Source organism: Micromonospora sp. CNZ303 (assembly GCF_004345505.1).
Genome location: NZ_SLVT01000002.1, coordinates 412,840 through 426,532 on the forward strand (window position 1 = coordinate 412,840; position 13,693 = coordinate 426,532).

The 13,693-nt window shown below is 71.2% G+C and carries 9 protein-coding genes; 6 read left to right on the plus strand and 3 right to left on the minus strand.

The features are described 5' to 3' along the window. Window positions 1-36 precede the first annotated feature (36 nt). The gene (locus EV374_RS05250) at window positions 37-417 is read left to right on the plus strand and encodes a VOC family protein (protein WP_132232066.1); all 381 of its coding nucleotides are present in this window, start codon (window positions 37-39) and stop codon (window positions 415-417) included. A 571-nt stretch (window positions 418-988) separates the two neighbouring features. After that, a complete protein-coding gene (locus EV374_RS05255; protein WP_089002404.1) occupies window positions 989-1,795 on the plus strand; it encodes an HAD family hydrolase in 807 nt (268 codons plus the stop codon). 196 nt (window positions 1,796-1,991) lie between these two features. Here EV374_RS05255 and EV374_RS05260 read toward each other — a convergent pair whose 3' ends face one another. After that, a complete protein-coding gene (locus tag EV374_RS05260; RefSeq protein ID WP_132232068.1) occupies window positions 1,992-2,738 on the minus strand; it encodes an oxidoreductase in 747 nt (248 codons plus the stop codon). Between the two features lie 256 nt (window positions 2,739-2,994). Here EV374_RS05260 and acs point away from each other — a divergent pair, with 256 nt between their 5' ends. From acs to EV374_RS05280, 4 genes are all read left to right on the plus strand, one after another. After that, the gene (gene acs, locus EV374_RS05265) at window positions 2,995-4,959 is read left to right on the plus strand and encodes an acetate--CoA ligase (RefSeq protein WP_132232070.1); all 1,965 of its coding nucleotides are present in this window, start codon (window positions 2,995-2,997) and stop codon (window positions 4,957-4,959) included. Between the two features lie 266 nt (window positions 4,960-5,225). After that, the gene (locus EV374_RS05270; RefSeq protein ID WP_132232072.1) at window positions 5,226-8,015 is read left to right on the plus strand and encodes an immune inhibitor A domain-containing protein; all 2,790 of its coding nucleotides are present in this window, start codon (window positions 5,226-5,228) and stop codon (window positions 8,013-8,015) included. A 425-nt stretch (window positions 8,016-8,440) separates the two neighbouring features. Beyond that, the gene (locus EV374_RS05275) at window positions 8,441-10,837 is read left to right on the plus strand and encodes an immune inhibitor A domain-containing protein (RefSeq protein ID WP_132232450.1); all 2,397 of its coding nucleotides are present in this window, start codon (window positions 8,441-8,443) and stop codon (window positions 10,835-10,837) included. 139 nt (window positions 10,838-10,976) lie between these two features. Continuing rightward, the gene (locus EV374_RS05280) at window positions 10,977-11,909 is read left to right on the plus strand and encodes an alpha/beta fold hydrolase (RefSeq protein WP_132232074.1); all 933 of its coding nucleotides are present in this window, start codon (window positions 10,977-10,979) and stop codon (window positions 11,907-11,909) included. A 1-nt stretch (window position 11,910) separates the two neighbouring features. Here EV374_RS05280 and EV374_RS05285 read toward each other — a convergent pair whose 3' ends face one another. Next, on the minus strand, window positions 11,911-12,276 hold the full coding sequence (locus EV374_RS05285; protein ID WP_101413782.1) for a hypothetical protein: 366 nt from the start codon (window positions 12,274-12,276) through the stop codon (window positions 11,911-11,913). Further along, window positions 12,273-13,693: SseB family protein (locus EV374_RS05290; protein ID WP_486485592.1), on the minus strand; the 1,421-nt coding region annotated here is incomplete at its 5' end. The genes EV374_RS05290 and EV374_RS05285, both read right to left, overlap by 4 nt.

The window sequence follows — 13,693 nt, forward strand, 5'->3', positions numbered from 1 at the left end:
ATTCAACAGACCGTACGAATCGATAGCCTGCGCTGCATGCATCGCAGTCGCGTGTACGCCATCCTGATCGACACCCCTCGTGCGGAGGCTGCCCGCGCGGCGGCCTTCTGGTCGGGAGCCCTGGGCGTCCCAGCCGAGCCCGACCCGTCGTACCCGCAGTTCATCGGCCTGCACGACGCCCTGCCCGGGCTGGTCACCGCCGTGCAGGAGGTCGACGACGAGCCCCGATTCCACCTCGACTTCGAGACCGACGACGTCGAGGCCGAGACGGCTCGCCTGGTCGCCCTCGGTGCCACGCGGGTCGCGCGGTGGCAGGAGTGCCAGGTGCTGCGCGTACCCGGTGGGCATCTGGTCTGCGTGCTGCCGGTGGAGAGCCGGCCGGAGGTCTTCGACGCCGAGGCCAGAACCTGGCCGTGACACACGTACCGGCACGCCGAGAGGCAACCAGGCGAGCCCGCTCGCCGGCCGTCGCAGCGAGCAGGCGACGAACCGACGTCAACGACACTCAATCGTTATGAGCACGTCCCGGACGGCTCCTCTGTCGGACCCCGACAACGTCGGCGGCTTCGTCGCCTCCGGCCCTGAACTAGCCCTCAGATGAGCGGCCTCAACGGTGGCGGAGAGGATCTATGACCTGCGTAGAAGCGCCGCCGCCGGAAAGGGACGACCCCCGTCGGGGGGAGACGGGGGTCGTCGAAGGTTCGGCTCCGGGGGGGTCGAGCCGAACCCACTCAGCGGTCACGGGGGGTGCAACCGCCGAGGGTCTGCCTGTCGTACGAGATGTGAACACTCATCGCATCAACAAGTCTGCCTGAGCGAACCTGTATACGTCGAGTGGCGTCTCCTCCACTCCCTGCAAAATAATGTTCGCAGAGTGTGACCATCATCACGATGAGCGAGGGTGGCGGAGGGTCGGCCCGCAGGTCCGAGGGGTCGCCGGGCCCCGGGCACCCGCCGACCATAGACCATCCGGCTAGACTTTCGCGCCGTGGGCCGAAGTGCCGCTTTCTTCGATCTGGACAAGACCGTCATCGCCAAGTCGAGCGCCCTGGCGTTCGGTCGGCCGTTCTACCGGGACGGCCTGATCACCCGGCGTGACGTGGTCAAGTCGGCGTACGCGCAGCTGATGTTCCGGCTGGGCGGCACCGACGAGCAGACCATGGCCAGGACCAGGGACTACCTCGCCGCGCTCTGCAAGGGCTGGCAGGTGGAACAGGTCCGCCAGATCGTCGCGGAGACGCTGCACGAGCTGATCAACCCTTACGTGTACGCCGAGGCCGCCGCCCTGATCGAGGAGCACCAGGCCGCCGGCCGGGACGTCGTCCTGGTCTCCGCCTCCGGTGAGGAGATGGTCCGGCCGATCGGCGTGCTGCTCGGGATCACCGACGTGATCGCCACCCGGATGGGCGTGGTCGACGGCCGCTACAGCGGCGAGGTCGAGTTCTACGCGGCCGGCCCGAGCAAGGTCGACGCCGTCGGCGAGCTGGCCGCCGAGCGCGGCTACGACCTGGCCGACTCGTACGCCTACTCCGACTCGTACAGCGATCGGCCGCTGCTGGAGTGCGTCGGCCATCCCTCGGTGGTCAACCCGGACCGGCAGCTGCGCCGGCTCGCGGTCGAGAACTCCTGGCCGGTGCTGGAGTTCCGGCACCCGATCCCGCTGGGGCGGCGGCTGCGCGAGCGCCCGGCCGTCCCGGTCGCCGCCGCGGCGCTGGGCGTGGGTGTGGGCGTGGCCATCGGCATCGCCTGGTACGGCCGGCACCGCCGCACCCGCACCGCCCCCGCACCCGCCTGATCCCACCCGAGCCGGCGCCAGCCCGGCCCGGCGAAGGGGCGCGACCACCTGAGCGCCCGCCTGCCCGAGCCGCGGCGGCCGCCCGGCCCGGCGACCGCGCGGGACCACCTGAGCCCGTCCGCCCGAGCCGCGAGGCCGGCGACCGCCCCGACCTGGCGACCGCGCGCGGCCCGTGGACGGGCCGGCGCCGGCCAGCTCAGGCCGCCGCGAGGACCTCGTCGCCGATGGTGGTGAGCTGGTCCGCGCCGACCTCCACCGCCGCCATGTAGTGGCGCAGCCAGGAGCGCAGCCCGTCCGGGGTCCCGGTGGCGAAGGCGCCGGCCGAGCCGACGTACTCCGGTTCGCGCTCGTGGTGACCGACGTCCACGGCGAGCAGGCCGCGCGGGTCCAGCCCGCTGGACAGCAGCACCAGGCGGGCGGCGCCCCGGGCCACCACCCCGGACGGCCCGGCGAAGGGACGAAGGTTCAGCAACTCCCCGTGTACGACGGCGGCCAGCACCAGCGGCGAGACCTTCGTGCCGCCGGCGACGAGCCCGGCCAGCCCGTCCAGCCGGGCGGCGACGACCGGGTCGGCCACCGGACGGCCCAGCTCGGCCTCGCCGACGATGTCGCGGGCGGCGAGCACGTGCAGCCTGGCCAGCGCCTGGCGGGGCGCCTTCGGCCAGAGCTCGGACAGCCCCGGCAGCGCCCCGGCGACCCGCAGCGCGCCCTGCACCACCGGCTCGGTCACCGTCCCGGCGCGGACCGCCTCGCGCTCGCGGGCGTACCCCTCCAGGGCGGCGCTGGCCACCGCGGACCGGAGGCTGACCTCGGCCGCGACCTGGCCGCCGTGCCGGCGCAGCGCGCGGTGCCCCAGGGCCTGGTCGAAGCGCTCGCGGGCCCGCTCGACGGCGGGGGCGACGTCGGCGAGCGCGAGCAGCGGGGCGAGCGGGTCAGCGGTCACCCCGTCACGCTATCGACTGCCCGGCGCGCCCCGCCGACGAGCCGCCCGGAAGCGACCACCGCCACCCCCGCGATCGTCCGGCCGGCGAGCCTGTCCGGACAAATGGCGTCGAGGCGGCGGCCCGCGTCGCCGTCCGGCGCGCGGTGGGGGCCGCTCGGCACGTGTCGGCCGGACCGGCGGTCGCCCGTGCCGGCCGCCCCGACTAACCTCGTGCCCTAGAGAGACGCAGGTCACCCGAGCGACGAGGGAGTACGGCATGAGCGAGGCATTGGCCAATCTGCTGAACGAGACGCGCCAGTTCCCCCCGCCAGCCGAACTCGCCGCGAACGCCAACGTCACCGCCGACGCGTACGCGGACGCGGACGCCGACCGGTTGGCGTTCTGGGAGCGGCAGGCCGGGCGGCTGACCTGGGCGCGGCAGTGGGACCAGGTGCTCGACTGGTCGAAGCCGCCGTTCGCGAAGTGGTTCGTCGGCGGGCAGCTCAACGTGGCGTACAACTGCCTGGACCGGCACGTCGAGGCCGGGCTGGGCGACAAGGTCGCCATCCACTGGGAGGGCGAGCCGGGCGACACCCGGACCATCACGTACGCCGACCTGCACCGGCTGACCTGTCAGGCGGCGAACGCGCTGACCGACCTGGGCGTCACCGCCGGCGACCGGGTGGCGATCTACCTGCCGATGGTGCCGGAGGCGGCGGTCGCGATGCTGGCCTGCGCGCGGATCGGCGCCACGCACAGCGTGGTCTTCGGCGGCTTCTCGGCCGACGCGCTGACCAACCGGATCCAGGACGCCAGCGCGAAGGTGGTGATCACCGCCGACGGTGGCTACCGCCGGGGCAAGCCGTCGGCGCTGAAGCCGACCGTGGACGAGGCGGTGGCGAACTGCCCGTCGGTCGAGCACGTGCTGGTGGTGCGCCGCACCGGCGAGGAGGTGGCCTGGTCGGGCAGGGACCGCTGGTGGCACGAGACGGTCGAGACCGCCCCGGCCGAGCACGCCGCGCAGCCGTTCGACGCCGAGCACCCGCTGTTCATCCTCTACACCAGCGGCACCACGGCCCGCCCGAAGGGCATCCTGCACACGACCGGCGGCTACCTGACCCAGACGTCGTACACGCAGCACGCGGTCTTCGACCTGAAGCCGGAGACCGACGTCTACTGGTGCACCGCCGACATCGGCTGGGTGACGGGGCACTCCTACATCGTCTACGGGCCGCTCTCCAACGGCGCCACCCAGGTCATGTACGAGGGCACCCCGGACACCCCGCACAAGGGCCGGTTCTGGGAGATCGTCGACAAGTACAAGGTCAGCATCCTCTACACCGCCCCGACGCTCATCCGCACGATGATGAAGTGGGGCGAGGACATCCCGGCCGGTTACGACCTGTCCTCGCTGCGGCTGCTGGGCAGCGTGGGTGAGCCGATCAACCCCGAGGCGTGGATGTGGTACCGGCAGCACGTCGGCGGGGGTGAGCTGCCCATCGTGGACACCTGGTGGCAGACCGAGACCGGGGCGATCATGATCTCGCCGCTGCCGGGCGTGACGGCGGCCAAGCCCGGCTCCGCGATGACGCCGCTGCCCGGGATCGTCGCCGACGTGGTCGACGACCAGGGCCAGTCGGTGCCGAACGGCGGCGGTGGCTACCTGGTGCTGCGCGAGCCGTGGCCGTCGATGCTGCGCACCATCTGGGGCGACGACGACCGGTTCATCGAGACGTACTGGTCGCGCTTCGAGGGCATGTACTTCGCCGGGGACGGGGCGAAGAAGGACGACGACGGGCACATCTGGCTGCTGGGCCGTGTCGACGACGTGATGCTGGTGTCCGGGCACAACATTTCCACCACCGAGGTGGAGTCGGCGCTGGTCTCCCACCCGTCGGTGGCCGAGGCGGCGGTGGTCGGCGCGACCGACCCGACCACCGGGCAGGCCATCGTCGCGTTCGCCATCCCGCGCGGCACCACGGACACGGCGGGCGACGCCGGTGAGAGGCTCATCGCCGAGTTGCGCAACCACGTGGCGAAGACGCTCGGCCCGATCGCCAAGCCCCGGCAGATCATGCTGGTGCCGGAGCTGCCGAAGACCCGCTCCGGCAAGATCATGCGCCGGCTGCTGCGGGACGTGGCGGAGAACCGCTCGCTCGGCGACGTCACCACGCTCCAGGACTCGTCCGTGATGGACCTGATCTCGTCCGGCATGGGCGGCGGCAAGTCCGACGAGGACTGACGCAGGCGTACGCCCCGATGGGTGGCGGTCCCTCGCGGACCGTCACCCATCGTCGTTTCTTACGGGTGTACGACCGGCCGGATGCGCGCTGTCACATCGGTCGGTCGGGTGAGCCGCGTGAAGCTGAACGGTCACAGGGAGACGTCGACCCCTGTCGCTCCCCTGTTTTCTGATTTAGGTTCACGCGAGTCGAGTCGGTTCGATGGACGTCACATCGATCAAGGCCGACCGACATCCTCCTCCCCATGCCCGAGAAACGGAGCGGCATGAACAGAAACACGCAATCCGGGTCGCGTCGACGCCTGCTCGTCGCGCTGCCCGCCATCGCCCTCGCCGCCTCGTCACTGACCGTGACCGGTGGCGCGGCGGCGGCGGAGCCCGGCCCCGCCCGAGCCACGATCGGCGCGGACGAGCACTACATCAACTACGCCGAGCCCGCCGTCCAGCCGGACAGCGGCGGCCGCGAGGTCAAGGGCAAGGGCGGCGTCTACGCCCCGGCGGTCGAAGAGGCGCGCGCCTACGACCGCAAGTACGCCCGGGGCAACCCGGTCGCGGCCGAGCAGTTGGCGAAGCACGAGGCCAAGGCGATGAAGACGGGCAAGAGCCCGCGCCAGATCAAGAAGGCCCCGAGCACCCAGACCGCCAAGCTGCTCACCCTGCTGGTGGAGTTCAACGACCAGGCCAACGACGACTTCACCGGCGTCATGGTCCCCAGGACGGTCTTCGAGGACCGGACCTGCGTCCCCGGCACCGTGCAGAACGGGCCGAAGCACAACAGGATCCCGAACCCGGCGAACCTGCCCCACGAGGACAACAACTCGATGTGGGTGCCGGACTTCTCGCCCACCCACTACGACAAGATGCTCTACTCCAAGAAGGGCATCACCGAGCGGGTCCGCAAGGACCTGAAGGGCCCCGACGGCAGGCGGGGCATCGACCTGACCGGCCGCACGATGCACAACATGTACCTGGAGATGTCCAAGGGCGCGTACACGGTCGACGGGCAGGCCAGCCCGTGGATCACCGTGCCGCACTCCGAGGGCTGGTACGCGGCCTCGCGCTGCTTCCAGGACGAGAACGGCAACTGGGTCCCCGGCCGCCAGCAGTCGATGAACGGCCACCCGGACAACCCGCAGGGCGCGGGCCGGCTCGCCACCGACGCGATCGACGCCCTCGCGCAGGCGGACCCGAACTTCCCGTGGGCCGACTACGACATCGAGGACCAGGGCGACCGCGACGGCGACGGCAACCTCTTCGAGCCGGACGGCGTGATCGACCACCTGGTGCTGGTGCACGCCGGCCAGGGCAAGTCCCGCGGCGGCGGCGCCGAGGGCACGTACGCCGTCTGGGCGCACTCGTCGACGGTGACCGGCGGCTACACCATCCCCGGCACCAACCTCCAGGTCTCGAACTACATCGTGCAGCCGGAGGACGCCGGTGTCGGCGTCTTCGCCCACGAGTTCGGCCACGACCTGGGTCTGCCGGACCTCTACGACACCTCCGGCAACGCCGACTCCGACGTGGACTTCTGGGACCTGATGGCCTCGGGTTCGCACTCCGGGGAGATCTTCCAGGCGCTGCCGACGCACATGGGCCTGTGGGACAAGTGGGTGCTCGGCTGGGCCGACCCGCTGACCCTCGCGCCCGGCTCGGACCCGCGCGCGGTGCAGCTCGGCCAGACCTCGCGGACCCCGCGCGGCACCCAGGACGGCATCAAGATCGACCTGCCGGACAAGGTCATCACGCTCGCCACGCCGCACAGCGGCGCGAACATGTGGTACTCCGGCGCCGACCAGGACTGGGCGGACGTCAGGATCACCCGGCAGGTGGCCGTGCCGGCGGCGGCCGACGTCAAGTTCTGGATGTGGAGCAACTACGTCATCGAGGCCGACTGGGACTACGGCTTCGTCGAGCTCTCCACCGACGGCGGCACCACCTGGACCGAGCAGAAGGTCTACGACGCGGCCGGCAACCTCGTCACCACGAACGACGGCTACGCCGACCCGAACGGCCGAATGGTGGACTTCGGCAACAAGAAGTACGGCCTCACCGGCGACACGCACGGCTGGCGGCACGACTACGTCGACCTGTCGGCGTACGCCGGGCAGACGGTGCAGGTCCGGCTCCGCTACGCCACGGACGAGGCGTTCGCGGAGCGCGGCTGGTTCGCCGACGACTTCTCGGTGACCGGCGGCGGCGCCACCACGTGGAGCGACGACGTCGAGGGCGGGGCCAACGGCTGGACGGCGACCGTCGGCAGCTTCGTCGACACCACCGGCCAGGGCTGGCACATCGACACCGGCACCTCGACCCAGGCGCACTACTACCTGGCCGAGTGGCGCAACTTCGACGGCTTCGACAAGGGCCTCAAGTACACCTACGACACGATCTACTCGCGCGACGCGTGGAAGGTCGACCGGGTCTCCTACAACGCCCCGGGCATGCTGGTCTGGTACCGGGACACGGAGCGGGGCGACGTCAACCACACCACGGCGCAGATGACCGCGCTGCCCAGCTACGGCGCCAAGGGCGGTCTGCTGATCGTCGACTCGCACTTCGACCCGTACCGCCGCAAGGGCGAGGCGGCCGTGAAGGACCCGTCGGTGCTGGACAACCTGCCCAGCCGCCCGCAGTCCGCCAACGCGGCCTTCTCGTTGAAGCCCACGTACCCCTTCAAGGAGTGCCTGGAGGCGGCGGACGAGCCGTACAGCGAGTACTGCACCAGCTTCGGTCCGCAGGCGCCCGTGAAGGGCTTCACCGACGCGAAGACCTGGTACCCGGGCATCGAGATGCGTGACGGCTCGCCGTACGCGCGGGACAACGACGCCTCCGTGGTCATCCCGTCGAAGGGCAACGCGCCGTACACGACCCGGGTCACCAACCCGGACGGTACGCCGGCGACGTCCTACTACGGGGTCAGCCTGGGCAGCGGCATCGTGCTGGGCACCGGGAACCCCGGCGACCAGGGCGTGTCCTACGGCGTGACCATCACCATCAAGCGCACCGCCCGGGACAACTCGTACGCCACGGTGTACGTCACCCCCGCGAGGAACTGACCCGAGGGTCGGCCGAGCGGAGAAACGGGCGGGGCCCGTCCGGAGAGCACCCGTGCTCCCCGGGCGGGCCCCGCCGCGTGTACACGTCGCCGGCGGTCGTAAAGGCCCGCCGGACCATCCATGGGACGGCCGACGGGCACGCCGCCGCCCCACTTTTCCGTTACGCGATCACGCTTATCGAAAACCGTCTCTTTGTCCCCAGGTGGGGCCGTTCACCCTGCTCACCGCGTTGGTGAACAGCCGGGATGTGACGGTGAAAAGCATTCCCAACAAAACTTTGCAACAAATCGACGCATGCATCTTCCCACCGGTCACACGAGTGTCTATGTTCACCATTGGTCCCACTAGTGGGATCGGTAGCACCGGCCCGTACCCCCGTTGGGCCGGTTCCCTCAAACCGGAGGTACCACGTGCGCAAAGTCGCAGTGGGTCTGCTCGGGCTTTCGCTGACGGCGACGGGACTGGCGTTCGGTTCGTCCGCCACCGCCGCGCCGCAGCCGAAGTTGCCGACGGCCGCTCCGTCGGTCGCCGAGCCAGCCCATGTCGACCACGACCTGCCGAACCCGATGGAGGACAAGCGTCGCGCCCTGCGCCAGAAGGGCCTGAGCGACGTCCTCTCCGGCCGGTCCAAGCCGCAGAAGATCAACGGCAGCACGGTCGTCAAGGTCGGCAAGAGCCAGGCCGAGGGGGCTGCCGCCCGCTCGACCCGGGCCAACGCCGCCACCCAGACCGAGGACCAGTACGTCGAGCTCTCCCGGGAGAAGACCGACCAGATCTTCGTCATCCTGGCCGAGTTCGGCAACGACCGGCACCCGAGCTACCCGGACCAGGACACCGACCCGGACACCGCGGGCCCGACCCGGTTCGACGGGCCGCTGCACAACGAGATCCCGCAGCCCAACCGGGCGGTCGACAACTCCACGGTGTGGCAGGCGGACTACAACGCCGACTACTACCGCAAGCTCTACTTCGGCACCAACCCCGGTGACGAGTCGGTGAAGCAGTACTACGAGGCCCAGTCCTCGGGTCGCTACAGCGTCGACGGCGTCGTCACCGACTGGGTGAAGGTCCAGTACAACGAGGCCCGCTACGGCCGCTCCGGCGGCTACCCGTGCGCCTCGAACGTCTGCACCAACACCTGGGCGCTGGTCCGCGACGCCGCCAACCAGTGGGTCGCCAGCCAGAAGGCCAAGGGCCAGACCGACGCCCAGATCGCCGCCGACCTGTCGGCGATGGACCAGTGGGACCGGTACGACCACGACGGCGACGGCAACTTCAACGAGCCCGACGGCTACATCGACCACTTCCAGATCGTCCACTCCGGTGGCGACGAGGCCGACGGCGACCCGTACCAGGGCGAGGACGCCATCTGGAGCCACCGCTGGTACGCCTTCGCGTCCGACCAGGGCTCGACCGGCCCGGTCGGCAACCCGCTCGGCGGCACCCAGATCGGCAACACCGGCCTCTGGATCGGTGACTACACCATCCAGCCGGAGAACGGTGGCCGGAGCGTCTTCTACCACGAGTACGCGCACGACCTCGGTCTGCCGGACGACTACAACGTCACCAGTGGTGGGGACAACAACAACGAGCACTGGACCCTGATGGCCCAGAGCCGGCTCGGCGCCAAGACCGACGCCGGCATCGGTGACCGTGGCGGCGACCTCGGCGCGTGGAACAAGCTCCAGCTCGGCTGGCTCGACTACGAGGTGGTCGTCGCGGGACAGAAGCGGACCATGACCCTCGGCCCGCAGGAGTACAACAGCGACGAGGCGCAGGCCGTCGTCGTGGTGCTCCCGAAGCGTGACTACACGTTCGAGCACGGCGCGCCCTTCGAGGGCACCAAGCAGTTCTTCTCCGGCAACGCGGACGACCTCAACAGCACGATGACCCGGACCCTGGACTTCACCGGGAAGTCGTCGGCGGCCCTGTCGATGAAGGGCCGCTACAACATCGAGGCCGACTACGACTACCTGTTCTTCGAGGCGTCGCTGGACGGCGGCCAGTCCTGGGTGACCCTGCCCGGCACGGCCAACGGCCAGCCGCTCAAGGAGATCTCCGCCGGTCGCTACGCGCTGGACGGCAGCAGCGGCGGCGAGTGGGTCGACGTCAACATCCCCATGGACGTGGCGGCGGGCAAGGTCGCGCAGTTCCGGCTGCGCTACCAGACCGACGGCGGCGTCTCCGAGGGTGGCTTCTACGGTGACGCGATCACCGTGACGGCCGACGGCCAGACCGTCCTCTCCGACGGCGCCGAGACCGGCGCCGCGGGCTGGACGCTCGCCGGTGGCTTCGAGACCGCCGAGAAGAGCTACACCAAGGCCTACGACAACTACTACATCGCGGGCACCCGGCAGTACATCTCGTACGACAAGTACCTGAAGACCGGCCCGTACTTCTTCGGCTACTCGAACACCCGCCCGGACTACGTGGACCACTACGCGTACCAGGAGGGTCTGCTGATCTCCTACTGGAACACCCGCTGGGCGGACAACGACACGTTCGCGCACCCGGGTGAGGGTCGCAACCTGATCATCGACGCGCACCCGCGGCCGATCTACAACCTGACCGGCCAGCCCTGGCGGGCCCGCGTCCAGGTCTACGACGCGCCGTTCAGCCTGAAGAAGGCCGACTCGTTCACGCTGCACCTCAACAGCCAGCCGCAGTACATCCGTGGCCAGGCGGCGCAGCCGCTGTTCGACGACACCCAGCAGTACTGGTTCCCGGAGCTGCCGAACCACGGCGTCAAGCTCCCGGCCACCGGCACCAAGATCAAGGTTCTGGAGAAGGACGGCAACAACACCAAGATCCGCATCTCCTGATCGCTGATCCCGCACCACCAGCACCACGCGATGCCCGGGCAGGCCACCTGCCCGGGCATCGCCCTTTCCACGGGCGCTCCCGGCCGCCCGTGGGGTCGGCGTCGGAGATGACCGGCACCGGGGTCCTAGGCTGTCTGCCATGACCGAGCAGCGCGGCGGGCCCGTCGACGAGTCCTGCGTCCTCACCGAGGGGCCGTGGACGCACCGGTTCGTCGGCGCCAACGGCAGTCGCTTCCACGTGGTGGAGGCCGGCACCGGCCCGATGGTGCTCTTCCTGCACGGCTTCCCCGAGCACTGGTGGGCCTGGCACGAGATGCTGCCGGCCGTCGCCGACGCCGGCTTCCGGGCCGTCGCGGTCGACCTGCGCGGCTACGGCGCCAGCGACAAGCCGCCCCGGGGGTACGACGGCTACACCCTAGCGGCCGACGTCGCCGGCCTGATCCGGGCGCTCGGCGAACGCTCCGCCACCGTGGTCGGCACCGGCGTCGGCGGCATGATCGCGTGGACGGTGGCCTCGTTCCACCCGTCGCTGGTCCGGCGGCTGGTGGTGCTCGGCGCCCCCCACCCGCTGCGGCTGCGGGCCGCGATCTTCGCCGACCCGCGCGGGCAGTTCGCCGCCGCCACGCCCACCCTGAAGTTCCAGCTGCCCCGCTACGAGCACGTGCTGACCCGCGACGACGCGGCGGCCGTCGAGGAGATGCTGCGTCGCTGGGGCGGGCCGCGCTGGGTCGAGGGGCCGGGCTTCGAGGCGTACGCCCAGCGGTGCCGGGAGGCCATGCGCATCCCGCAGGCGGCGTTCTGCGCCCTGGAGGGCTACCGCTGGGCGTTCCGCTCGGTGCTCCGCCTGCACGGCTACCGCTTCGTCCGGCTGATGCAGAAGCCGCTGATCACGCCGACCCTCCAGCTGCACGGCGCGCTCGACGAGGCTTCCCTGCCGCGTACCGCCCAGGGCTCCGGCCGGTACGTGGTGGCGCCCTACGAGTGGCGGCTCCTGGACGACATCGGGCACTTCCCGCACGTGGAGGCCGGCGACCTGGTGCTGGGCGAGGTCCTGCGCTGGGCGAAGTCCTGAGTCAAACCCGCTGCTCGCGCAGGTCGGCGACCTCCGCGGCGGGCGCCCAGCCCTGATAGACGCCGAAGTCGAAGACCTCCAGCCCCATCGCCCGGGCCACCGGCCAGCGTCCGCCCGTGTACTCCACCCGCAGCCAGCCGTCGTGCTCGCCGAGGACGATGAACGGCTGCCCCTGCCAGGTGCAGGTGGTCCGCACGTACGCCAGGTCGTCGAGCTCGGTGGCCGGCAACACCCGGACGTAGCGGCCGGGGCGGATCTCCTCGAAGCCCTCGCCCGGCTCCGGCTGGTAGAGCCGGACGTCGTCGCCGTCCGGGCTCGCCTGGTATTCCCGGCCCTTCCAGCGGGCCACGTAGCCGTCGCGCGTCACTGCTCACCGACCTGTCGCCACCGCAGCGCGTCCGTGTCGAGGATGGCGACCACCCGTTCGGTGCCGTCCGCGCCGATCCGCCACAGCTGCGCGCCGTGCGGCAGCCGGGCGCTGTCCACCTTGAACTCCGCCACCACGTCGCTGCTCTCGCCCGGCGCGAACCCGTTGCCCCGGAACGGCGGGCGCTCGATGACCCAGCCCTCCATGGCCCGCATGGCGGCCTCGTTCTGCCCCCCGTACGGGATGCGGTAGAGGCTCGGCCGGTGCGCCGGCCAGCGCAGCACGTAGATCTCGCCGGCGTCGCGGGCGAAGGGGGAATCGGGGTAGCCCAGGCCGAGCGCGTCGTGCAGCTGCGCCGGGGTGTTGAGGTGGGCCAGCTCGCCGGCCCGGTGCACGAAGCCGGAGACCCGGTCGTAGCCCCGCTCCAGGTAGTACGCGAGCTGGCTGGGCGCGACCGCCTTCTGCATCACGATGGGGCGCGCCGGATCGGGCGCGGGCGGGGCGTAGCGGGGGCGGCTCACCGGTTCCTCGGCGGCGGGCGGCTCGGTCTCGATGTCGTCGCCGAGCCCCACCTCCGCCGCCCAGTTGGCCAGCCCGACGATCTGCTCACCGGGCAGCTTCGCCCCGACCGGGGTGCCCGGGTTGACCGCGAACGACCAGGACTCGTCCGGCCAGCGGCGGATCAACTGGACGAACTTCACCTCGATGGTCTCGACGGTCGCGTCGGTGTGGTCGGCGAGCCGCTCCGGCGAGGTGTGCACCACCACGAACGTCTCGCCGTCGAGTTCCTCCGTACGCCAGACGAAGCCGGGCTCGCCGGGCCGGCTGCCCGGCGCGGAGTCTGCCGCCACCGGCAGCAGCACGCGGGCCAGCAGCAGGGTGGACAGGAAGGTGTCGGTGCTGCCGGCACCGGCGGCGTCGAGCAGGTTCTCCTCGACCTCGTTGGCCGGCTCGAAGCCGACCGGCACGGGACCGGTATCCGACGCCACGTCCGCGATCCCGGTCAGGGGCGCGGTGACCGGCTCGCCGGCGACCGACGGACCGGGGTCCTCCACCGGCCCGGCGTCGGGAACGCCGGCGTAGGTCGCGGCCCCCTGCCGGGCGGCGCCGTCCGTCGCCGGTGCGGGCGCGGCGATGCCGGTCGGCACCGTCGGATCCCCGGACCACGCGTCGGCGGGCGGCCCGGCTCCGAGGGACACGGTCGGGTCCCCGGGCCACGCCGCGTCGGCAGGCGGCCCGGGATCGAGGGCAACGGTCGGATCCAGGGACACGGTCGGATCCAGAGACACCGTCGCGTCGCCCGACGCCACCGGCTGCGTCCGATCCAGGGACACGGTCGGATCCAGAGACACCGTCGCGTCGCCCGACGCCACCGGCTGCGTCCGATCCAGGGACACGGTCGGATCCAGAGACACCG

Bases quoted from the DNA above. Each gene is read 5' to 3' on its own strand.
- EV374_RS05250 (WP_132232066.1), top strand. From the start codon at position 37: ATGCATCGCAGTCGCGTGTACGCCATCCTGATCGACACCCCTCGTGCG.
- acs (WP_132232070.1), top strand. From the start codon at position 2,995: ATGAGCGAGGCATTGGCCAATCTGCTGAACGAGACGCGCCAGTTCCCC.
- EV374_RS05270 (WP_132232072.1), top strand. From the start codon at position 5,226: ATGAACAGAAACACGCAATCCGGGTCGCGTCGACGCCTGCTCGTCGCG.
- EV374_RS05280 (WP_132232074.1), top strand. From the start codon at position 10,977: ATGACCGAGCAGCGCGGCGGGCCCGTCGACGAGTCCTGCGTCCTCACC.